Source organism: Rhizobium sp. Leaf341 (genome assembly GCF_001424325.1).
Classification (GTDB): domain Bacteria; phylum Pseudomonadota; class Alphaproteobacteria; order Rhizobiales; family Rhizobiaceae; genus Ferranicluibacter.
In genome coordinates, this window is the sequence record NZ_LMPE01000003.1 from 929,598 (window position 1) to 951,041 (window position 21,444).

The window sequence follows — 21,444 nt, forward strand, 5'->3', positions numbered from 1 at the left end:
GCCCGGCTGCGTTGCGGGTCGCCTTATGGCACGGGATGGCTCTGTTGTCCCGGCTTTTTGCTGCAGTGCACGCTCCGGTCCCGGCGTGACCTACAGGAAGGACATGCCGATCAGCGTGGCGATGGAAAGAAGCAGCGCGGGGATCATCACCACGGTTCCAAGCTTCAGGAAGGTCCAGGCGCCGACGTCGATACCCTCACGACGCAGGGCGGTCAGCCAGAGAATGGTGGCAAGAGAGCCGGTGACGGACAGATTGGGGCCGAGATCGACACCGATGAGGATCGCAGCGGCCACAAGGCTCGGGGCTCCAGCTGTCTGTACCGCGCTGCCGGCAAAAAGCCCGGCCGGCAGGTTGTTGACGAGGTTGGCCACAAAGCCGACGCCGATGCCGGCGACACCCGCTGTCCAGGCCGGCGATGTCGCAGCGTGGCGGGCAAGGAGGTCGCCGAGCATGCCGACAAGCCCGGTTCCCGCCAGCGCCTCTACGATGACGAACAGGCCTGCGACCAGCGGCAGGACACTCCAGGAGATGCCCTTGAGAACGTCGATGGGGGGCTCGCGATTGACGATGACGATCAGCAGCGTCGTGGCGATGCCGGCGACGAAGGTCGGCAGGCCGAGATCGAGATCGAGGGCGGAGACGACAACAAGACCGATGGCGGTCAGGGCAAGCCCGATGCCGGCAACGCGGGCGGCAGGCGACAACGTCGGTGTCGGCACATCGGCAGCAACGGTTTCAGAGGCCATGGCCCGACGCTGGGTAAAGGCGAGCGCAAGATAGGTGGCGACGATCGCCACGATCGAGGGAAGCGTGAAGGTGCGCAGCCATTCGCCGAGCGGCGGCATCTCGCCACCCCCGAAGATGACGAGATTGGCGGGATTGGAGATCGGCAGGACGAAACTTGCGGCATTCGCGATGAAGGCGCAGATCAGGAGGTAAGGCAACGGAGTGGCGACTTTGGCCGCCCGGGTGGCCGCATAGACGGCCGGCGTCAGGACCACGGCCGTAGCGTCGTTGGACAGGAAGACGGTCACGAGCACCCCGACCGCGTAGATCAGGAAGAACAGGCGCTTCGGGGATCCCTTGGCGTGGCGTGTCGCAATGGCGGCGAGCCAGTCGAACAGACCTTCCTTGCGCGCGAGCTCCGACAAAAGCATCATGCCGATCAGGAAGAGATAGACGTCGTAGCCCCTTGCGATGCCACTCCAGACTGCCGACAGCGGCATGAGGCCGAGCGCGGCGATGAGCGCCGCGCCGAGAACGGCCCAGACGGCTTCGGGAAGGTGGAAAGGCCGCGTGATGACGCCGGCGACGGCAAGGGCGGAGATGCCCCAGGTGAGCATGACGGGGGAAAGAAACGTCGGCATGAAGTTCCGGCTCTTGGAATGTCTGAAGGGCGATGGGAAAGCGGGTGGACGGAGGCCGCCTTCTACCCCGTCTCGGCCCGTACGCGAAAGGCGCTGATCGGCTGAGCGATATTCTTGACGCGCTGGAAGCCCAGATCGTCGAATGTCAGGGGACGCTGCTTGCGGACATGGTCGCGCACAGTACGGGAAATGCAGATGGCACCGGGTTCGGCCAGTGTTTCCAGCCGGGCCGCGACGTTGACCGTGTCGCCGAAGATGTCGCCGTCCTGCACCACGACATCGCCGACATTGATGCCGATCCGAAACATCAGCCGATCGTTCTCGTCGAGACCGGCATTGGCCTCCGCCATCGCCTGCTGGATCTCGATCGCGCAGTCGATCGCCGAGAGGGCGCTGGCAAAGGCAGCAAGGACACTGTCGCCGGCGGTGGTGACGATCGTGCCGCTGTGATGCTCGATGATCGGATCGATCCGGTCCCGCACGATCTTCAGGCTTGCAAGCGTGCGGGTTTCGTCGCCCTCCATCAAGCGGGAATAGCCGACGACATCGGCCGCCATGATCGCGAGCAGCCGGCGATCGAGCCGGGAGAGCAATTCATCCCGGGTCAGTTCGGCGGAGCGCGCGCGCCGTGCGGTGGCGCGGACAGCCACCAGCGCGAAGACGGCTGTCAGGAGCGACAGTGCGAAGACCACCATTTCCATGCGGGCACCGGCTTGGCGTGCTTCCGCCACGCGCTGCATGCGCTGGTTACTTTCTTCGGCCCGCATGGTCTTCAGGGCATTGCGCACGCCGTCCATGAGCATCTTGCCCTGACCGGTCTTGATGATGCCAAGCGCACCGGCTGCATCGCCTTCACGCTGGCGATCGATGCTCTGGTGCAGCTCCGACAATTTCTGGACGATCAACGATCGGAGCACTGCGACATTGGCATCCTGGCGCGTATTGTCGGAAAGGCCTGTCGCAAGGTCTTCCATCACCCGATCGATCTCCGCGATCGAGGCTTCGTACGGCTCGAGATAGGCGCGATCCTGCGTGAGAAGATAGCCGCGTTGTCCGATTTCGGCATCCTGCAACAGCGACTGCAGGGTCGAGATGCGCCGCTCGTTGCCGATTGTGTGGGCGATGGCCTCCTGCGCCTGCCGCTCGCGCTGAGACAGGAGCACCGAGGCTCCGATCGAGGCGAAGGCTACGAAGAGCACTGCAAGGATGATCATCCCGGCACTCTGCCGTACCTCGTTGCGGGCCTGCAGCAGGAACTTGTTCACCGTCGGTCTGGCCATGGTCCCTCGCATTGCGACGTCGCAGGCATGCCATTTGCCCCGCATGCGACCATACATGTGCTCGCCAGGACGAATGGAAAGCGTCTCGCCATGCTTTTATGATGAAAAGCTTTTCCAAGGCGTCCTCACGTGGAAGCCATGGCTGTTACCCGGCGTCGAGCAAGGCCTGCGCGGTGCGTTCGTCGGTGATAAGGCCGGAAAGCCGGCGGCTCGTGAGGACCGCCCGGATCGCCTCGACCTTCCCCGGCCCGCCGGCGATGGCCACAATGCGGTCTGCCTGCGCGGAGTGGAAGGAAACCGAAAGCGTGCGGGCGGTCAGCATGGTTTCGAGCAGGCGGCCGCGGGCGTCGAAGAAGTGGCCGAGCAGTTCGCCGACGGCGCCATTGCCGGAGATCTCGCGGATCTCGCGGGGCTCGATCATGCCGGATGCGACCAGCTGGGCTGCAGGTTCTACGGTGCCGATACCGACGAACTTGAGATCGGCACCTTCGGCCAGCGCGAACACTTCGCCGACCCCGCGCTGGGCGAGAAGAACCTCGCGGTCCTCCGCCGTATTGGCAAAGAAAGGAACCGGCATGACATAGGCGGTTGCCCCGGTCTTCTCGGCAATCTGGTGCATGACGTCGTGCGGATTGATGGCATAGTTGCGGGTGACGCCGCCCAAGAGCGACACGAAGGACACGTTGCTCGCACCCAGGCGCGGCATGTGCCGGACGGCCGCCGCCAGGGTACGACCATGGCCGAGGCCGATCATCCTGTGTTCGCCGCGCTCGATTTCCCGCCGCAGGTAGGATGCGCCGGCATAGGCAAGCGCGCGAAGCGGAAGCCCTTCCTCGCGCATGTCGGGCGCAACCTCGCAGTAATCGAGGCCAAAGCGTTCGGCGAGGCGGGCCTCCAGGTCAACACATTCGACGATATCGCCGTCGATGGTCACCTTGACCATGCCGTCGGCCACGGCCCGCGCGATCATCCGATGGGTCTTGACGGAGGGCAAGCCGAGCATCTTGGCAACCGCCGCCTGGGTCATGCCGCCGACATAGTGCAGCCAGGCAGCGCGTGTGGCGAGCGATTCCTCAGGGTCGATGGGGCGTCGGTGTCCTGCCATGCGTCCTGCCGTCTTTCCTGCCATGCTCTCACGGATCCGCTCATGGATACACGCCATGCCGCGTCCTGCCATCCTTTTTCGCGTCTCAGACGGGCCACCGCGTCTCAGATATTCAGGTCGGATGCGCCCGTGTCGATGTGCGGCGCCCAGAAGGCGACGCTCTCGGCGATCTGCTCGATGACCTGGCGGTCGTTCGGATCGCGTTCCTTGAAGGACAGCTCAAGGCAGATCTCGTTGTTTTCGGCGCCGCCCTCGGCCAGTGCCTTGAGAAGCGGCTCGGGGTGAACGCGACCGCGCGCGTTGAACTCGGCGGTGAACGGACGGTGGCCGCCCTTGTCCATCAGGCTCTGCTTGATGTGGATGATCGGCGACATTCTCGGCACCGCCCGGGCCCAGGCATACGGGTCGACATCATCGGGATTGGGCGAGGTCACGTCGCCATGGTCGATATCGGCCATCATCCACATGGGGATGGCCATGGCGGTGGCCGACAGCCGGTCCTGAAGGCGGATGCACTCGCCAATCGTTTCACCAAATTCACGCCCGACGCTCATCGGCTCCCAGAAGATGTAGTCGAGACCGGCGGCTTTGCCGTGCTCAGCGACTTCGGCCCAGCAGTCGATGGCGATCGTGACAAGCTCCTCGCGGCGCGCCGGGTCGTCGAAATCCTTGTAGGTGAAAATGGCAAACTGGGTTCCGACGGAGACGCCGCCAAGATCGGCGGTGATATCCGCAAAGGTCTTGAACCAGTCGACGTAATAGCGCCGCACATCGCGGTCCGGATGACCGAAATGATTGAGGCGACCGTAGGGGCCCGTCATGCCGGAGGTAACGCGCACGCCGGTGCGAGACAGGGCACGCTGCATGTCCCGCGTCAGGCGGCGGATGACGGGTGCGGGCCAGCTCGGATTGATGAACTCGTGGGTCAGTTGGAGATCGCGGATCTTCAGGTCGTGGGCCACGGCGTCGATCAGGTCGTCCGGTTCTGCAAAACGGTTGACGAGCGGATTGGTGTTCAAGGACAGGGTCAGGCTCATGATCTTACCTCAGGCCGCCAGGGCAACATGCGCTTCGAACCAGTCCGCAAAGGCCGCCCGTTCGGCCTCCGTCAGGTGCAGGTTCTGCTTGGTGCGCCGGACGAGCACGTCCTCGGCCGTCTCCGCCCACTCGTTGGCCACGAGATAACGAACTTCGGCCTCGTAGAGCTGCCCGCCGAAATGACGGCCGAGACCCTCCAGCGATGTCACGCCCTTGACGATGCGGTTGACGCGGGCGCCGTAGAGGCGACCGTAATGATTGACCAGCGCACGCGGCATCCAGGGATAGTCGCTGCGCATCCGCTCGGCGAACTGCACGTAGTCGGCGTTCGGAATCTCACCGCCGGGAAGCGTCGCGCCGCGCGTCCAGTCGCCCTTCATGTTGGGAAAGAAGCCCGCGATCTTCTGGATGGCATGCTCGGACAGCTTGCGGAACGTGGTGATCTTGCCGCCGTAGATGTTCAGCATCGGGGCGCCACCGGTTTCGTCGAGCTCGAAGACGTAGTCCCGCGTGACGGCAGAGGGATTGCCCTTGCCGTCGTCGAAGAGCGGGCGAACGCCGGAGAAGCTGTGCAGCACGTCGCTGCGACGCAGTTTCTCCTTGAAGTAGCGGTTCACGGCGGCGAGCAGGTAATCGATCTCTTTCTCATCGGCCCGGACCTCTTCGGGGCGTCCCTCATAGGGAATGTCGGTGGTACCGATCAGCGCCTTGTCGCCCTCGTAGGGGTTGATGAAGATGACGCGCTTGTCGTGGTTCTGCACGAGATAGGCCTGCTGCCCCTCCCAGAATTTCGGCACCACGATGTGGCTGCCCTTGACCAGACGCACGTTGCGGCTGCTGTTGGAACCAGCGACCCGGCCGACGATGTCGTTGACCCACGGGCCACCGGCATTGACGAGGACTTTTGCGCGGAACGTCGCAATTTCGCCGGTGCGCTCGTTGCGCGTATCCACGCGCCAGCCGCCATCCTCGCGACGCGCGCTGATGCAGGCGGTGCGCGTCAGCACGGTGGCGCCGCGTTCGGCAGCGTCGAGCGCGTTCAGCACCACGAGCCGAGCGTCGTCCACCCAGCAATCGGAGTACTCGAATCCCCTCGTATACTTGTCAAGGATCGGTGCGCCTTCGGGATCCCTGTGCAGGTCGAGGGAACGGGTTCCCGGCAGGCGCTTGCGGCCGCCGAGATGGTCGTAGAGGAAGAGACCGAGCCGAACGAGCCAAGCGGGACGATCGTCCGGGCTGTGCGGCAATACGAAGCGCATCGGCCAGATGATGTGGCTCGCCGAGTTGAGAAGCACCTCGCGCTCGATCAGGGCCTCGCGCACGAGACGGAATTCGTAATATTCAAGGTAGCGCAGACCGCCGTGGACGAGTTTCCCCGAGCGCGACGACGTGCCTTCCGCCAGATCGCCTTTTTCGCACAGGATGACGGACAGGCCGCGGCCGGCGGCGTCCCGCGCGATGCCGGCACCGTTGATGCCGCCGCCGATCACGAAGAGATCGACCGTCTTTGCTTCTGTCATGTCAGGCTCCTCAAAGCGGGGACGCAGGAAGGTGAGGTTGGGACGCAGATGCAGGACCTGCGTCGTCGTGTGCCGTCAGATCGGCTGAATCCGGAGCGGCCATCGCCGCGTCGCCTTCAGATACGGCATGCGCGTGCTCCTGCCCCAGTGTCTCCCAGACGGGCGTGAGTGACTGGCGGGCCACGACATAGGCCGGGTAAAGGCGATCATAATGGCGGGCGAGCTCCGAATCCGGCGCTTCCGTCTTCCCCAAGAGGGGGCTCACCCATTCGTCGATGCAGGCGTCCATCGTCGGATAGACGCCGAGCGCGACGGCGGCCATCATTGCGGCGCCGGCAGCGCCCGCTTCCTCGCGATCGGAAATTCGCACAGGCGCATCGATCGAGGCCGCGAGAACGCCGCGCAGGGCACGCGAGCGGGCCGCGCCACCGGTCAGCCGCAGTTCCTGAGGCATCGCACCCATTGCGGCATAACAATCGCGCGTTGCCATGCCGAGGCCTTCGACAACGGCGCGCAACAGATCCGGAAAACCATGACGGGTGGAAAGGCCGATGAAGCCGGCACGGGCATTCGCATTGACGAAGGGTCCGCGCTCGCCGGCCTCGGAAATATAGGGATGATAGAGCAGCGCCCCGGGCCGGGTGGTTTCCAGCCAGTGCTCGATCCGCCCGACGAGATCGGAGAACGCCACTTCCCGGCCTGCATCCGCCATCAGATCCGCTGCAAGCCGCAGAATCCAGTCGATGTTGAGCGTCGCGCCCATGTTCGTCTGAACCTGGGTGACGATGCCCGGAACGGGAAGCGCGATGACATAACCGGTGCCGTCAGCATTCAACTGCACCTCCTCCACCGGTTTGGCCCGCATATGGACACCGGTGGAGCCAACCGTCGAACAGGCCGCGTTTGTCGAGCGCGTGCGAACCCCGGCCCCAAGCGCCGTCATGACCATATCGACATAACCGAGCGACACGGGCGTTCCCGCACGCAGGCCGGTTGCCCGGGCAGCTTCGACCGAAAGCGGATGCTGGATCTGCGTGCCGTCGACGATCTCCGGCAACAGGCTTTTGCGATGCGAGAGGCCAAGGCTGTCGATCGCGACATCGTCGTAGCGCCGCGTGCGAAAATTGCCAAAGGTGAAGCTCGCCTCCGACGGGTCCGTGGCGCGGACGCCGGTGAGGTTCAGGTAGAGCCAGTCCTTGCAGTGGAGAGCGACCTCGGCACTATCCAGAAGCATCGGAAAGTGTCGATCCATATGCGCCATCTGAGCGCCCTGCTGACAGGTGTTGAGACCGGTGCCGGTCGCCTCGAAGCGCGCCCGATCCTCGCTGCGGTTGGCAATACGGCGCACGCTTGGCGCCGCGCGGGCATCCAGCCAGAGCCAGGCATCCCCCACGGGGCGGTTGCCGGCTCCCACCAACCAGGTTCCATCGCCTTGCGCGGTCACGGCCAGCGCCACCGTTCGCCCTGCAAGCCCATCCAGTTTTTCGCCGAGGCCTTTCAGCGCCGACACGCAGTCCGCCCAGGTCCGCTCCAGCGACTGGGTCGCCGAGCCGTCGTTGCCGGTTGCATAGACATTGCGCACCGAGGCGCAGGCAAGCTGACGTCCAGCAGGGTCAAAGGCGACCGCCTTGATGACAGACGTTCCCGCATCGATCCCGATAATGACATCGTCACCGTTATGCATTCCGTCCGCTCCTGCGCAGCCACAAGGTCCGGCGACGCGCTTTCGCACATGGCATCATCGGTGATCCTCCCCTTCCCGCAGCGCCCTTGTCGGAAGGGCGAAAGCATCATCATCCTCCAAGACAACGATGCGCCGCCAGAGTTATATCACAAACATAACACTAATTGCGAAATATATTTCTCGTGTCGCATTTTTTTTCATATTCAGCTTACGGTGTCAAGGTCTGCGCTTCCCCACCGCACGTACGCACGATCGTTTTCGGAAGAGCTGCCGACGCGTCTCACGAACACACAGGCCGCTACCGTTTCCAGACCGCAAAGACATCAGATTCGTTCATGAATTACTGTATAGAATCAATGATCTTTGCGCTTTCCTGTGGTCTTGAGCGACAAACGGTGCGCCTTAACACCAGGCAGAACACGCTGGGTATACCCCTGTTCCAAAGCTGGCACGTGCCAATGACATGACGCCTTCTGTTGCATGAAGCGCCGACTGCGGCATAGGACGTCGATCTGTCGATGCCGTTGACAGTCGAAAAATTTTCTATCATTGTCTGATCCGTAGATAACACAAATCTACCATCGATCTGAGAAGGCGTGACACTGCGGGAGGAGATCGCCGGTTCGGCTGCACCAAGGAGGAGACGTCATGATCAGCACTGCGATCCCGATCTGCGGCCGACCCCTCCGGTTTTGGCTTTCGCTGCTTGGCAGCCATTGTGCGCGCGGCACCCTTCTCCCGAGATGACATTCGACACGTGGCCGCGGACATCTGCGGCGATCAACAGAACTTTGCGCCTCTTTCGAGAGGTGACTTCAGATATGAGGCTCTCGTCATGAGCACCCTTGCCGAACCGAAATCGCTGACGTCCCCTCGCCTGACCCGTGGCCGTGCCATCGCAACCGCGTTGGCCGTGATTCTGGTCAGCGCCATGGCCTACAATACGCGCGTGGTGCGGATCGGCTCCGAGCATGATGTTCGCGCTGACGTATTCTCGCCAGAGGCGTTCGGAGCAGAGAATTTTCCGAAGGTTCGCGACAGCGTGGTCAGCCGCGCGGTCGATGCCGCTGAGCTCGGTCGTGCGATTGCCGCCGACAAGGCTGCGGCCGGCACGAAATATGGCGTCGCCACGAGCACCGGTCCCGTCATCCCGGTCAAATTGACCGGCGTGGTCGGCGAACGGAAGTCGAGCACCAACACGATCGCCGTCCAAGGGCTGCCCGAAGGCACCGTGGTGCGGGTACAGACCGGTCCTGCCATCAACGGCACGGACCTCAGAGACGCGACGGGCGACATCGAGTTCGGCCAGTTCACCAACCAGATCGAATACCAGAACGCAGGCTCGGCGCTGAACAACGCCATGAAGAAAGAGGCGCTCGGCAACATCGATCCAGCGGCGCTCGAAGGCAAGACCGTGGACATCACGGGCGTGTTCAAGCTGATCAACCCCAAGAACTGGCTGGTCACCCCCGTCGCGGTGACCGTGAAATGAGCGTCGCAGCCGACCACCAGGCCCGCAAGCCCGACTTGGCGCATGGCGCCGTCGTGATGGAGGCGCGCAACATCGCAAAGTCGTATGGCAGCATCCATGCGCTGAAAGGCGTGAACTTCGAGATCCGCCGCGGTCAGGTTACGACGCTTTTCGGCGAGAACGGAGCTGGCAAGTCGACCCTGATGAAAATTCTGTCCGGGGTGGTCCAGCCGACCTCAGGAGAGATCATCCTCGACGGCGAACCGGTGACCTTCTCGTCCTCCTCGCATGCGCGCGACAGTGGTGTATCGATCATTCACCAGGAATTGTCGCTCGCGCTGAACATGAATGTTCGCGACAATATCTTCATGGGCCGCGAGATCATGGGGCCGACCGGCGTTGATTACGCCGAGGAAGAACGGCAGACCCGGCTTTTGATGGAGGAACTGGAAGAGCACATCGACCCACTGACACCGGTCGAGGAACTGCGTCTCGGTCAGCAGCAGATCGTGGAAATCGCCCGGGCGCTGTCTGTCAATTCCCGCATCCTCATCATGGACGAGCCGACATCGGCGCTCAGCGCGTCCGAGGTCGAGGTTCTTTTCAAGGTGATCCGCGACCTCACGGCGCGCGGCGTCTCGATCGTCTATATCTCGCATCACCTCGAAGAGGCTCTTCAGATCACTCATCACGCCGTGGTGCTGCGCGACGGCACGATGACCGCCTATGCGGCGCGGGCCGATATCGATCTCGAATGGATCGTGCGCAACATGGTCGGCGAGAATTTCGACCTTGGCGCTCCGCCGTCGGGCTATGCGTTCGGTCCGGTCGCCCTGTCGATCGAGACGCTTTCGGTCCCGGACGCCTCGGGCGCCGGCTATTCCGTGGTCGACAACCTTTCGCTCGATGTGCACGCGGGCGAGGTCGTCTGCATCTACGGGCTGATGGGAGCCGGCCGCACCGAGCTTCTCGAGTGCGTGGCCGGACGTCTGCAGCCGTCCGCGGGGCGCGTCATGCTGCGCGGGCAAGACGTCTCGAAGCTCTCCATCGCCGAGCGCATCGACAACGGGCTCGTTCTCGTGCCGGAAGACCGGCAGCGGGACGGTCTGGTGCAGACGATGACGGTCGGCAGCAACCTGTCGCTCGCCAGCATCGGCGCCTTCACGAAGGGCCTCTTCACGTCCCGCCGCAGCGAAGCCGGCCTCGTCACCGATGCGATCCGCAAGGTCCACATCAAGACAGATGGCGGCGCGGCGCCGATCGGTTCGCTGTCAGGCGGCAATCAGCAGAAGGTCGTCATCGGCAAGATGCTCGCGACAAACCCGGAGGTCATGCTGCTCGACGAACCGAGTCGCGGCATCGACATCGGCGCGAAGTCGGAAGTCTTCAAGCTGCTCGCCGAGCGTGCCCGCCAGGGCCTCGCGGTGATCTATTCAACGTCGGAAGTGGGCGAATGCCTGAGCATCGCGCACCGCATCATCGTCATGCGCCGCGGCAAGATTTCCGCCGAATTCGGCTCCGACGTCACCAAGGAACTCATCATGGCGGCGTCCGGCGAAAAAGCCGGCGGCCATGGATCGGATGGGCACGAGCCCGAAACGAGGACGCACTGATCATGTCGGCAACCCCTTCCACCGCGACCGCTGCGCCGCCCCAGAAGAAGACGATGAATATCGGCCATCTCCTGCTTGAAGGCCGCGCCTTCTTCGCGCTGATCGCGATCATCATCGTGTTCTCGCTCATTTCGCCCTACTATTTCTCCGTCGCGAACTTCCTGATCATGTCGTCGCATGTCGCGATTTTCGGGATTCTCGCGATCGGCATGCTGCTCGTCATCCTGAATGGCGGCATCGACCTCTCGGTCGGCTCCACGCTCGGGCTCTCCGGTGTTGTGGCGGGCTATCTCATGCAGGGCGTCACGCTCAACCAGTTCGGCGTCGTGCTCTATCCGCCGGTCTGGGTCGTGGTCATCCTCACCTGCGCGCTCGGCGCGTTTGTCGGCGCCATCAACGGGGTACTGATCGCCTATCTCCGGGTTCCCGCCTTCGTGGCCACGCTCGGCGTGCTGTATGTCGCCCGCGGCGTCGCGCTGTTGATGACCAACGGTCTTACCTTCAACAATCTCGGCGGACGGCCGGAACTCGGCAATACCGGTTTCGACTGGCTGGGCTTCAACCGACTGTTCGGTGTCCCGATCGGCGTTCTCGTCCTTGCCCTCCTCGCCATCCTCTGCTTCGTTATGCTCAGCCGGTCGGCTTTCGGTCGCTGGCTCTACGCATCCGGGGGCAACGAGCGTGCAGCGGAGCTGTCGGGCGTGCCGGTCAAGCGGGTCAAGATCATCGTCTACGTGCTGTCGGGCGTCTGCGCGGCCATTGCCGGCCTCGTCCTGTCGTCGCAGCTCACCTCGGCCGGCCCCACGGCCGGAACCACCTACGAGCTGACGGCGATCGCCGCCGTCGTCATCGGTGGCGCGGCCCTGACCGGCGGACGCGGCACGATCGGCGGCACCATGCTCGGCGCCTTCGTCATCGGTTTCCTCTCGGACGGCCTCGTCATCATCGGCGTGTCCTCCTACTGGCAGACCGTCTTCACCGGCGCGGTCATCGTGCTCGCCGTCCTGCTCAACAGCATCCAGTACGGCCGCCGCCCGAAGTAAGAGGCGACCGACACACGACCTTCTCCGCATCACCGGCCTTCGCCTTTCGAGGAGAGGCAGAGGCCGGCCACGGACAAGCACCGCCGGGTGACCGGCACAACCGAACCGCATTTCAAACCGGGAGTGAGACCATGATGAAGACCGCAACCCGCCTCTTGATGGCAGCCGCAGCTGCCGCAACGATGTTCGCCAGCACCGCCTATGCCGAAGGCCTGATGACAGTGATCGTCAACGATCCGTCCAACCCCTACTGGCTGACCGAAGGCAATGTGGCAAAGGCCGCCGCTGAAAAGCTCGGCTATACCGCCACCGTCGGCGCACACAAGGGTGACACCAACACCGAAAGCAACCTGATCGACACCGCCATCACCAACAAGTCGGTCGCGATCATTCTGGATCCGGCCAATGCCGACGGCTCCGTCGGTGCGGTGAAGAAGGCCGTTGCCGCTGGCATCCCGGTCATTCTCGTCAATGCCGAGATCAACCAGGAAGGTCTCGCCAAGGCGCAGCTCGTGTCCAACAACGCTCAGGGTGCCGCCCTCGGTGCCACGCAGTGGGTGGAAGCCGTCGGCGACAAGGGCAAGTATGTCGAGCTCTTCGGCGCCCCCTCCGACAACAATGCTGCAACCCGCTCCAATGGTTACGAAACTGTCCTGACGCAGTATCCGGACCTCGAGAAGGTTGCCTCTGAGGTGGCTGACTGGGATCGCACCAAGGGCCACGACAAGATGCAGTCCATGCTGCAGGCAAACCCCGACATCAACGGCGTGATCTCGGGCAATGACGAAATGGCGCTCGGCGCCATCGCAGCGCTCAAGGAAGCCGGCAAGATCGCCAACGTCAAGGTCGGCGGCTTCGACGGTTCGCCGGATGCGGTCGCCGCCATCAAGGCCGGTGAACTGCAGTACACCGTTCTCCAGCCGGTCGCCGTCTTCTCGGAAGAAGCCGTGAAGCAGGCCGACAGCTTCATCAAGACAGGCGCGACGGGCGCCAAGTCCGAGAAGCAGCTATTCGATTGCCTGCTCATCACCAAGGACAACGTCGACAAGTACTCCGCACCGTTCGTCCTCGACAAGTAAGCCTCTCTGCGAGGAGGGCGCCGTCCGCGGCGCCCTCCTTTCGCGTTTATCCTCTCGCTGCTTCGCCCACTCGCCCCCAGCTTGCGAACGGGCTTTCCGTTGAAGGTTTCCCGCGCTAGGACGCACACAGCAACGGCGCCGCCGCGCGCTTGGCAACCACGACCAGAGGGGGCAATGGCATGACGAGCAAGACAATCGCCGGTCCGTTCATGTCCGAGCTTCCAAGCGACAGTCGCCATGCCCGCCAGATCGTGCGTCGCCAGCTGATCGCCGAGGCGGTCATGGCCGAGGGGTCGATGCGGATCGAGGATCTGACCGACCGTTTCGGCATCAGCCTGATGACGGCGCACCGGGATGTCGATGAACTCGTCAGCCGCGGCCTGTTCCGCAAGACACGTGGCATCGTGACCGCCGCCCCAACGAGCTTGATCGAATCCAGTGACGTCTACCGCTCGAGCCGCCAGGCCCGCGAGAAGGCTGCGATCGCCCAAGCCGCGATGACCTTCATCGAGCCGGGCCAGGCGATCTTCTTCGATGACAGCACGACCGTGCTGCAGATGGCTCATCACCTGCCCGAAAAAGTGCCGCTGACGGTCATCACTAACTCCCTCAATCTCATGAACGAGCTGAAGGCCGTGCCGGACGTCACGTTGCTTGGCCTCGGCGGGCAGTTCTACAACTGGTGCAACGCCTTCATGGGGCGCATGACCATTCGCGAAATCGAAAAACTGCGTGCCGATACGGTGTTCATGTCGATGTCGGCCATTCTCGACGATGTCGCCTTTCACCAATCGCCGGAAATGGTGGAAACAAAGCGGGCCATGTTCGACTGCGCCGCCATGCGGATCCTTCTGGCGGACCACACGAAATTTGAGCGCCGGGCACTCTATTCCTTCGCCGCGCTCACCGAGTTCGATCTCGTGATCGTTGACGACAACATCGCGCCCGAACATCTGGAGCGCATGCGCTCCAAGGGCATCAACCTGATGATCGCGCCCGTGGATCGGCCAAAGGCCGCGCGGTAGCGGTTTCGCCCAGAGCATTCACAACCGACGGAACGCGGTTCGGCGTTCGATCCTGCGGCGCCCCTTTTTTTACAGGAAAGGTCTAGCGAGCGCTGTCCGGGTTGGAAAAGACGAGTTCCATGCGATCCGCGAGGAAGCGGGTACGGATCGCCTGCACAGGCCGACCTTCCAGGTCCACGTCGACAGCATTGGCAACGAGCACGATGGCATCGGCGGCGCAGGACAGCGCATCGGCATCCGTCGCAGCGATCCGTTCGGCCGTCAGACGCGTCTCGCGCCGGCGATAATCCGAAAGACCGCAACGCTGAAGGGCCTGGGTGATCGAGCCTTCCTGTGCATAGGCGGCGATGATGCCGGGGAAGCGCTCGGCGGAGAAATGGGAGGTGGAGCGCGACAGAGGCACGCCATCCACCACGGCCATATGGTCCAGCCGGTGGAGCGGAGCGCCGGGGGCGAGCCCGAGCAGCCGTGCCATGACCATATCCGCCACCACTTTCTGCGACCCGACGAGACGCCCCGAGGGTTCCAACGACTGCCGCATCATGTTCTCGGAGAAACGCGCCCGCGTGCCGATCGGATAGGAGATCCGCGGCTCGACGGGATTGACGAAGGTTCCGCGGCCACGTTCCGCCCGCACGATCCCCTCCGCCGCCAAAGCCGCGATGGCGCGACGCACTGTATGGCGATTGACGCCGTAGTCCGCTGCCAGGTCCGTCTCTGGGGGCAGACGCGCGGTCACCGCGCCCGACGTGATCGAAGCGCGGATTCCGTCCGCCACGCGCCGCCAGCGTGAAACGCCATCGTCCTGCCTGTCCATGACATTTCCTTCCCGCACAGCCACGCCGCTTGTCACAGCGGCGTCATGGTTTTCGGGTTATAAGTCGCCATGAGATTGGTTGTCTATACAAATAGACAAATAGGATTCAGAATGAGTAGAGCTGATGAGAAGCCGGGCCGCAAACGCGCCCTCGACGCGATGGCATCCATGCCGGCCCAGCTGCTGTGCGAACGCTACGGCACGATCGCAGCGGCCGCACCACGGGCAATCCCTGTGCGCGGTCCGGAAATCGGTGCGGTGATGGTCCGCGGGCGGATCGGCGGCGGCGGGGCACCCTTCAATCTCGGCGAAGCAAGTGTAACGCGGGCAACCGTCAAGCTCGACAGCGGCGAGGTCGGCCACGCCATCCTTCTCGGCCGGGACTTGAAGAAGGCGCGCATGGTCGCCCATCTCGATGCGCTCGGGCAGCGTACGGAATGGCAGCCCGTGATCGAAGCGGATGTCGTCGCGCCGGCGCTTTTGCTCGAGACCGCTGCCCGCCGGCGGCGCGCGGAAGAAACGGAAGCAACGCGCGTCGACTTCTTCACGCTGGTTCGGGGAGAAGATCGATGAGCCTTGCCTTTGTCGATGGCGGTTTCGCCGAACCTGTGTTCGGGTCACAGCACGCCTTTCGGGCGCTGATGGATGCCTTTGCGCGCCCGGGCAGCATCGCCGACCTCTCCGGCCTTGCGGTTCCGCCCGCCCCCATGTCGCCGGCTGCGGGCGCGTTTCTGCTCGCGCTCGCTGATCAGGACACGCCGGTGTTCTTTGAGACGGACATGCCGGATGCACAAGCCTGGGTTGGCTTTCACACCGGCGCGACTGTTACCCGCGACGCGCCATCTGCCCGCTTCGTTCACCTTTCCGATGCCGGTGACGCCGCTGCCTGGAACCGTTTTGCGCGCGGCACCGCCGAGTATCCGGATCGCTCGGCATCGCTGCTGCTGCCGGTCGCTGGCCTGCGTGGCGGCCAAAGCCTCATTCTCAAGGGGCCGGGCATCGAGACGACGCGTGAGATTGCGCCGCAGGGTCTGCCGAGGGGCTTTGCCGATGTCATGGCCGCCAACCGTGCCGGCTTTCCGCTCGGTTTCGATCTCGTCCTCGTCGCGGGCGGCGAGGCGCTGGCCCTGCCCCGCACCACACGCATCGAAGAGGTCTGAGCCATGTATGTTGCCGTCAAGGGCGGGGAAGCCGCTATCGAAAAGGCGCACCGGCTGCTGGCCGACCGACGCCGCGGGGATCGCTCCGTTCCCGCGCTCTCTCTGGAACAGGTCGCCGGCCAGCTTTCGCTCGCCGTGGATCGCGTCATGGCCGAGGGGTCGCTGTATGATCCGGACCTGGCCGCCATGGCCGTCCGCCAATCGCGCGGCGACCTGATCGAGGCGATCTTCCTCATCCGTGCCTACCGCACCACGCTGCCCCGCTTTGGTGCGACGCGTCCGGTGGAAACGGCGGCCATGCGGATCGAACGACGCGTTTCGGCCACCTACAAGGACATTCCGGGCGGACAGCTGCTCGGACCGACCTTCGACTACACCCATCGCCTGATCGACCCGGACATGGCCGGCGACCATCCCGTCGCACCCGGTGCGCTTCGCGAAATGGCCGGCGATGCCGCCTATCCCCGGGTAACGGATATCCTGAACGACGAAGGCCTGATCGAGCCGGATGTCGCGTCGGATGTCGAACCCCGCGATCTGACCCGCGATCCGACCGGCTTTCCCGCCGGTCGCGACCTGAGACTTCAGGCGCTGGCACGCGGCGACGAAGGGTTTCTTCTGTCGCTCGGCTATTCGACCCAGCGCGGCTACGGGCGCACGCATCCCTTTGTCGGGGAAGTGCGCATCGGCCTCGTCGATCTGGAGATCGACCTGCCCGAGCTAGGCTTTGCCGTCAACATCGGCGCGATCCGCGTGACGGAATGCCAGATGGTGTCGCAGTTCAAGGGCGGCGGCGAGAACGGCCCGCGCTTCACGCGCGGCTATGGTCTGGTCTTTGGCCAGTCGGAACGCAAGGCCATGGCAATGAGTCTCGTTGACCGTGCGCTCCGTGCAGACGAGTTCGACGAGAACCGCGTGGCGCCGGCACAGGACGAGGAATTCGTTCTCTCCCATTGCGACAATGTCGAAGCGACCGGCTTTGTCGAGCATTTGAAGCTGCCGCATTACGTGGATTTCCAGGCCGAACTCGACCTGCTGCGCATGCTGCGGCGGGAACATGCCGCGAAGACGACCGCAGAGACGGACCGACAGGAGGCCGCGGAATGACCCTGCCCACCTACAACTTCGCCTATCTGGACGAGCAGACCAAGCGCATGATCCGCCGCGCGATCCTGAAAGGCATCGCCATCCCTGGCTATCAGGTGCCTTTCGCCTCCCGTGAAATGCCGATGCCCTACGGCTGGGGCACGGGCGGCGTACAGGTGACGGCCGCCATTCTCGGGCCGGACGACGTTCTCAAGGTGATCGACCAGGGCGCCGACGACACGACCAATGCCGTCTCGATCCGCGCTTTCTTCGCCAAGACCGCGAATGTGGCGACGACGACGAAGACGGCGGACGCCACGATCATCCAGACCCGGCACCGCATCCCGGAAGAGCGGCTCCAGGCGCACCAGACCCTCGTTTTCCAGGTTCCCATCCCCGAACCGCTGCGCTTTCTAGAACCGCGGGAAACGGAAACGCGGGTGATGCACGGACTAGAGGAATACGGCCTCGTTCATGTGAAACTCTATGAAGATATCGCGCAGCACGGTCACATCGCCACGACCTATGCCTATCCGGTGAAGGTCGAGGACCGCTATGTTATGGACCCCTCCCCCATCCCGAAATTCGACAATCCAAAGCTCGGTCGTTCGCCGGCGCTGCAGCTCTTCGGCGCGGGACGCGAAAAGCGCATCTATGCGCTGCCGCCTTTCACCGAGGTAGCGAGCCTCGATTTCGAGGATCATCCGTTCACCGTTCAAAGGTTCAGCCGTCCCTGCGCGCTCTGCAACGCGGCCGGCGTCTACATGGACGAGGTGGTCACCGACGACCGAGGCGGACGCATGTTCGTCTGCTCGGACACCGATCACTGCGAGACCCGGCAGGCGGACGGCCACACGGGCCCCGGCATCCCCCAGCTCGGACCTCATGCCGAATCCGACCAGGAGAGCGCGCGATGACCGATCCCATTCTCTCCGTCCGCGGCCTCGAAAAGCGCTATGGATCCTTCGTCGGCTGCACGGACATCGCCTTCGATGTCTGGCCCGGCGAAGTCGTGGCCATCGTGGGCGAGTCCGGCTCCGGCAAGACGACACTGCTCAACTGCATTTCGGGCAGGCTCGAACGCTCGGCCGGTGAAATCCGCTACAGGCTGCGCGATGGTCGCTTTCCCGACCTTGCGGAACTTTCTGAAGCCGAGCGCCGGTTCCTGATGCGCACCGACTGGGGCTTCGTCCACCAGTACCCGGCCGACGGGCTGAGGATGCGGGTGTCGGCCGGCGCCAATGTCGGCGAGCGGCTGATGGCCGTCGGTGCCCGTCACTACGGCGATATCCGCCGTACGGCCGGCGACTGGCTTTCGCGCGTCGAGATCCCCACAGTGCGGATCGACGACCAGCCGATCGCCTTTTCCGGCGGCATGCGACAGCGTCTGCAGATTGCCCGCAACCTCGTCACGCATCCCCGCTTGATCTTCATGGACGAGCCGACCGGAGGCCTCGACGTGTCCGTGCAGGCGCGCGTGCTCGACCTTCTACGCGGCCTCGTCACCGACCTGTCGCTCGCCGTCGTCATCGTCACCCATGATCTCGCGGTCGCGCGTCTCCTGTCGCAGCGCATGATCGTGATGAAGGGCGGGCACATTGTCGAGGCCGGGCTGACGGACCGGGTGCTGGACGATCCGCGCCATGCCTACACCCAGCTTCTCGTCGCTTCGATCCCTGAGTCCTGAACTCCAACACCTCTCAGCCGGAGTCTGCCCGTGTCCCTATCCTCCGCCGTGTCGTCCCCCTCCGGGTCTCGTCAACCTTCCATGCCTCGCCAACCTTCCATGCCGGAGGGTGCACTGCTCAGCGCGCGCGACGTCGCAAAGTCTTTTGTCATGCATCTGCGCGACGGCGTCGTGCTGCCCGTGGTCGCGAATGTCCGCTTCGATCTCTTCCCCGGCGAATGCGTCGTTCTCGGTGGCCCTTCGGGCGTTGGCAAGTCGTCCATCCTGCGGATGGTCTATGGCAACTACGCCATCGATGCCGGTTCCGTCCTTATGCGAGATCCTTCGACCGGCGAGATCCGCGATCTCGGAGCCGGCGACCCACGCCTTGTGCTCGCCATCCGGCATGACGGCATCGGCTATGTCAGCCAGTTCCTGCGCGCCGTGCCGCGCGTCTCCGCCGTGGAGATCGTGGCCGAGCCGCTTTTCGCCCGCGGTGTCGATCGGGCAGACGCGCTTTTGCGCGCCCGCGACCTGCTGACCCGCCTGAACCTGCCGGAAACGCTGCACGGACTTCCCCCTGCCACGTTCTCCGGCGGCGAGAAGCAGCGCGTCAATATCGCCCGCGGCTTCATCACCGATCATCCCGTGCTTCTTCTCGACGAGCCGACGGCCTCGCTCGATGCGGAGAACCGCGACGTGGTCACCGCAATGATCCGCGAGAAGCTTGCCCGGGGCACCGCGGTTCTGGGCATTTTCCACGACCAGCCGGTGCGCGACGCCGTGGCAACCCGCACGATCGACGTCGCCGCATTCTCCGCTCGGAAGACGGCGTGATGCCCAAGCTCCGCGAACATGTCCCTGCAATCCACGACACCGCGACGGTCACCGACTGTCGTCTCGGCCGCTATGTCGAGATTGCCGAAAGGTCGCGCCTCGGCGAGGTCGATCTCGGCGATTACTCCTACGTGATGGAGGACTGCGCGCTATGGTGCGCAACCGTCGGAAAGTTCGTCAACATCGCCTCTACCGTGCGGCTGAACGCGACCAACCATCCGATGGAGCGCGCCACGCTCCACCATTTCACCTATAGGGCCGGCGACTATTTCGACGGTGCCGCAGACGAGGCGGACTTCTTTGCCGCGCGGCGGGCAAGGCGGGTCACCATAGGGCACGATGTCTGGATCGGCCATGGCGCGACGGTCCTGCCGGGCGTGACGGTCGGAAACGGTGCCGTCATCGGCGCAGGCGCCGTGGTTTCCCGCGATGTGGCCCCCTACACGGTGGTCGGCGGCGTGCCGGCCCGACTGATCCGCGACCGCTTTTCCCGCGCGACGGCCGAAGCCATGGACCGGCTGGCCTGGTGGGACTGGCCGCATGACAGACTGTTCGCCGCCCTTGAAGATTTCCGCATGTTGACCGGCGAAGCGTTCCTTGCGCGCTACGCTTCCGACATCGGACACTGACGCAAAAGTTTCATGTAACCGTCACGCAACCATCACCGCTTGCCGCTCACAGTCCCTGGACGTGCAGCCGGCCTGAGGTCGGCTTTCAAGCTGCTGTCCGGGATCAAACCATGACCGAGATTACACCCCTTGCGCTTTCCGTGACCAATCTCTCCAAGCGCTATGGCGAGACCCGGGCGTTGAACAGCGTCAGCCTCATGCTGGAGCAAGGCGAGATGGTGGCGCTGATCGGCGCCTCCGGGTCCGGCAAGAGCACCCTCATCCGTCATATTGCCGGCCTTGAGATCGGCGACGGAGATGGCGGCCGTGTCGAGATCCTCGGCGCGGTGTCACAGGCCGGCGGACGCATGAATCGCGAAGCGGCGCGCGGCCGCGTGGCGGTGATCTTCCAGCAGTTCAATCTCGTCGGACGCCTTTCGGTGCTTACCAACGTGCTGATCGGCCATCTTGGCCGCGTCCCGCGCTGGAGAGGCACGCTCGGCCTCTTCAACGCCCGGGAAAAGACGAAAGCGCATGCGGCCCTGACCCGCGTCGGGATCCCCCAGGTCGCGGCGCAACGCGCCTCGACCCTCTCCGGCGGCCAGCAGCAGCGTGCGGCGATCGCCCGCACCCTTGTCCAGGAAGCACGCATTCTGATTGCCGACGAGCCGATCTCGGCGCTCGATCCCTCGGCAGCACGCCGGGTGATGGACGTGCTGGCCGACATCTGCCGCGAAGACGGCATCACCGTGCTCGTTTCGCTTCATCAGGTCGAGTATGCGCGACGCTATTGTCGCCGCACGATCGCCATGCGCGACGGCGCCATCGTCTATGACGGCCCGTCCACGGCCCTTTCCAATGATTTCCTGGCCGAGCTTTACGGCGCGGCATCGGAGGAGCTCGTTCTTCCGGAAGCAGCCCCCGGCAGCCCGCCGGACCCCGCGGCGCCGCTCGGCGCCGAGCCTCATCAACGTCAGACAGTGCTCGCCACCGTCTGATCACCCGATCACCACCCGACCCCCAGTAACGGACCAACCGGAGACC

General features: G+C 64.1%; 20 protein-coding genes. 13 read left to right on the top strand and 7 right to left on the bottom strand.

The genetic code is table 11. The features are described 5' to 3' along the window. Positions 1-90 precede the first annotated feature (90 nt). The 6 genes from ASG03_RS05980 to ASG03_RS06005 all read right to left on the bottom strand — a co-directional run bounded on the left by ASG03_RS05980 (position 91) and on the right by ASG03_RS06005 (position 7,995). Entirely contained in the window at positions 91-1,368 is a 1,278-nt protein-coding gene (locus ASG03_RS05980) for an arsenic transporter (protein ID WP_062692838.1), read from the bottom strand. Positions 1,369-1,430: 62 nt separating this feature from the next. Next, positions 1,431-2,648, bottom strand: coding sequence for a CHASE3 domain-containing protein (locus ASG03_RS05985; protein WP_062471190.1), 1,218 nt, complete (start codon positions 2,646-2,648; stop codon positions 1,431-1,433). A gap of 145 nt (positions 2,649-2,793) precedes the next feature. Continuing rightward, positions 2,794-3,753 carry a sugar-binding transcriptional regulator gene (locus ASG03_RS05990; protein ID WP_062692843.1) on the bottom strand — a complete coding sequence of 320 codons (960 nt, stop codon included), beginning with the start codon at positions 3,751-3,753 and terminating at the stop codon, positions 2,794-2,796. A 104-nt stretch (positions 3,754-3,857) separates the two neighbouring features. Next, positions 3,858-4,790, bottom strand: coding sequence for a sugar phosphate isomerase/epimerase family protein (locus ASG03_RS05995; RefSeq protein ID WP_062471196.1), 933 nt, complete (start codon positions 4,788-4,790; stop codon positions 3,858-3,860). A gap of 9 nt (positions 4,791-4,799) precedes the next feature. After that, positions 4,800-6,311 carry a glycerol-3-phosphate dehydrogenase gene (locus ASG03_RS06000; protein ID WP_062692845.1) on the bottom strand — a complete coding sequence of 504 codons (1,512 nt, stop codon included), beginning with the start codon at positions 6,309-6,311 and terminating at the stop codon, positions 4,800-4,802. A gap of 10 nt (positions 6,312-6,321) precedes the next feature. Continuing rightward, complete coding sequence (locus tag ASG03_RS06005; RefSeq protein ID WP_082475548.1) at positions 6,322-7,995, bottom strand: FGGY-family carbohydrate kinase; 1,674 nt, start codon at positions 7,993-7,995, stop codon at positions 6,322-6,324. Positions 7,996-8,830: 835 nt separating this feature from the next. Between ASG03_RS06005 and ASG03_RS06010 the strand changes: the two genes are divergently transcribed. The 5 genes from ASG03_RS06010 to ASG03_RS06030 all read left to right on the top strand — a co-directional run bounded on the left by ASG03_RS06010 (position 8,831) and on the right by ASG03_RS06030 (position 14,226). Next, positions 8,831-9,487: a DUF2291 family protein gene (locus tag ASG03_RS06010; RefSeq protein ID WP_062692847.1), complete on the top strand. Its 657-nt coding sequence runs from the start codon at positions 8,831-8,833 to the stop codon at positions 9,485-9,487. Then, positions 9,484-11,079, top strand: coding sequence for a sugar ABC transporter ATP-binding protein (locus ASG03_RS06015; protein ID WP_062692849.1), 1,596 nt, complete (start codon positions 9,484-9,486; stop codon positions 11,077-11,079). Before ASG03_RS06010 ends, ASG03_RS06015 begins: the two co-directional genes overlap by 4 nt. Positions 11,080-11,081: 2 nt before the next feature. Next, entirely contained in the window at positions 11,082-12,122 is a 1,041-nt protein-coding gene (locus ASG03_RS06020) for an ABC transporter permease (RefSeq protein ID WP_062692852.1), read from the top strand. 131 nt (positions 12,123-12,253) lie between these two features. Continuing rightward, positions 12,254-13,201: a D-ribose ABC transporter substrate-binding protein gene (locus tag ASG03_RS06025; protein WP_062471209.1), complete on the top strand. Its 948-nt coding sequence runs from the start codon at positions 12,254-12,256 to the stop codon at positions 13,199-13,201. A gap of 179 nt (positions 13,202-13,380) precedes the next feature. Further along, positions 13,381-14,226 carry a DeoR/GlpR family DNA-binding transcription regulator gene (locus tag ASG03_RS06030; protein WP_062692854.1) on the top strand — a complete coding sequence of 282 codons (846 nt, stop codon included), beginning with the start codon at positions 13,381-13,383 and terminating at the stop codon, positions 14,224-14,226. An 82-nt stretch (positions 14,227-14,308) separates the two neighbouring features. On the opposite strand, the gene phnF is transcribed toward ASG03_RS06030, so the two are convergent. Then, positions 14,309-15,043 (bottom strand): phosphonate metabolism transcriptional regulator PhnF, encoded by a 735-nt coding sequence (gene phnF, locus ASG03_RS06035; RefSeq protein ID WP_062692856.1) that lies wholly within the window; start codon positions 15,041-15,043, stop codon positions 14,309-14,311. 111 nt (positions 15,044-15,154) lie between these two features. Between phnF and phnG the strand changes: the two genes are divergently transcribed. The 8 genes from phnG (at position 15,155) to phnC (ending at position 21,398) form a co-directional block, all read left to right on the top strand. Then, positions 15,155-15,616: a phosphonate C-P lyase system protein PhnG gene (gene phnG / locus ASG03_RS06040; RefSeq protein ID WP_062692858.1), complete on the top strand. Its 462-nt coding sequence runs from the start codon at positions 15,155-15,157 to the stop codon at positions 15,614-15,616. Further along, positions 15,613-16,203: a phosphonate C-P lyase system protein PhnH gene (phnH, locus tag ASG03_RS06045; RefSeq protein WP_062692860.1), complete on the top strand. Its 591-nt coding sequence runs from the start codon at positions 15,613-15,615 to the stop codon at positions 16,201-16,203. Before phnG ends, phnH begins: the two co-directional genes overlap by 4 nt. 3 nt (positions 16,204-16,206) lie before the next feature. Continuing rightward, positions 16,207-17,310 carry a carbon-phosphorus lyase complex subunit PhnI gene (locus ASG03_RS06050; RefSeq protein WP_062692862.1) on the top strand — a complete coding sequence of 368 codons (1,104 nt, stop codon included), beginning with the start codon at positions 16,207-16,209 and terminating at the stop codon, positions 17,308-17,310. After that, positions 17,307-18,206: an alpha-D-ribose 1-methylphosphonate 5-phosphate C-P-lyase PhnJ gene (locus tag ASG03_RS06055; RefSeq protein ID WP_062692864.1), complete on the top strand. Its 900-nt coding sequence runs from the start codon at positions 17,307-17,309 to the stop codon at positions 18,204-18,206. The genes ASG03_RS06050 and ASG03_RS06055 overlap by 4 nt, the downstream gene beginning before the upstream one ends. Beyond that, positions 18,203-18,976, top strand: a complete 774-nt coding sequence (gene phnK, locus ASG03_RS06060; protein WP_062692866.1) for a phosphonate C-P lyase system protein PhnK — start codon at positions 18,203-18,205, stop codon at positions 18,974-18,976. Before ASG03_RS06055 ends, phnK begins: the two co-directional genes overlap by 4 nt. Before the next feature lie 81 nt (positions 18,977-19,057). Then, the gene (phnL, locus tag ASG03_RS06065) at positions 19,058-19,792 is read left to right on the top strand and encodes a phosphonate C-P lyase system protein PhnL (RefSeq protein ID WP_244475169.1); all 735 of its coding nucleotides are present in this window, start codon (positions 19,058-19,060) and stop codon (positions 19,790-19,792) included. After that, positions 19,792-20,421: a DapH/DapD/GlmU-related protein gene (locus tag ASG03_RS06070; protein WP_062471261.1), complete on the top strand. Its 630-nt coding sequence runs from the start codon at positions 19,792-19,794 to the stop codon at positions 20,419-20,421. Before phnL ends, ASG03_RS06070 begins: the two co-directional genes overlap by 1 nt. Before the next feature lie 110 nt (positions 20,422-20,531). Next, positions 20,532-21,398 (top strand): phosphonate ABC transporter ATP-binding protein, encoded by an 867-nt coding sequence (gene phnC / locus ASG03_RS06075; protein WP_062692871.1) that lies wholly within the window; start codon positions 20,532-20,534, stop codon positions 21,396-21,398. Positions 21,399-21,444: the final 46 nt, after the last annotated feature.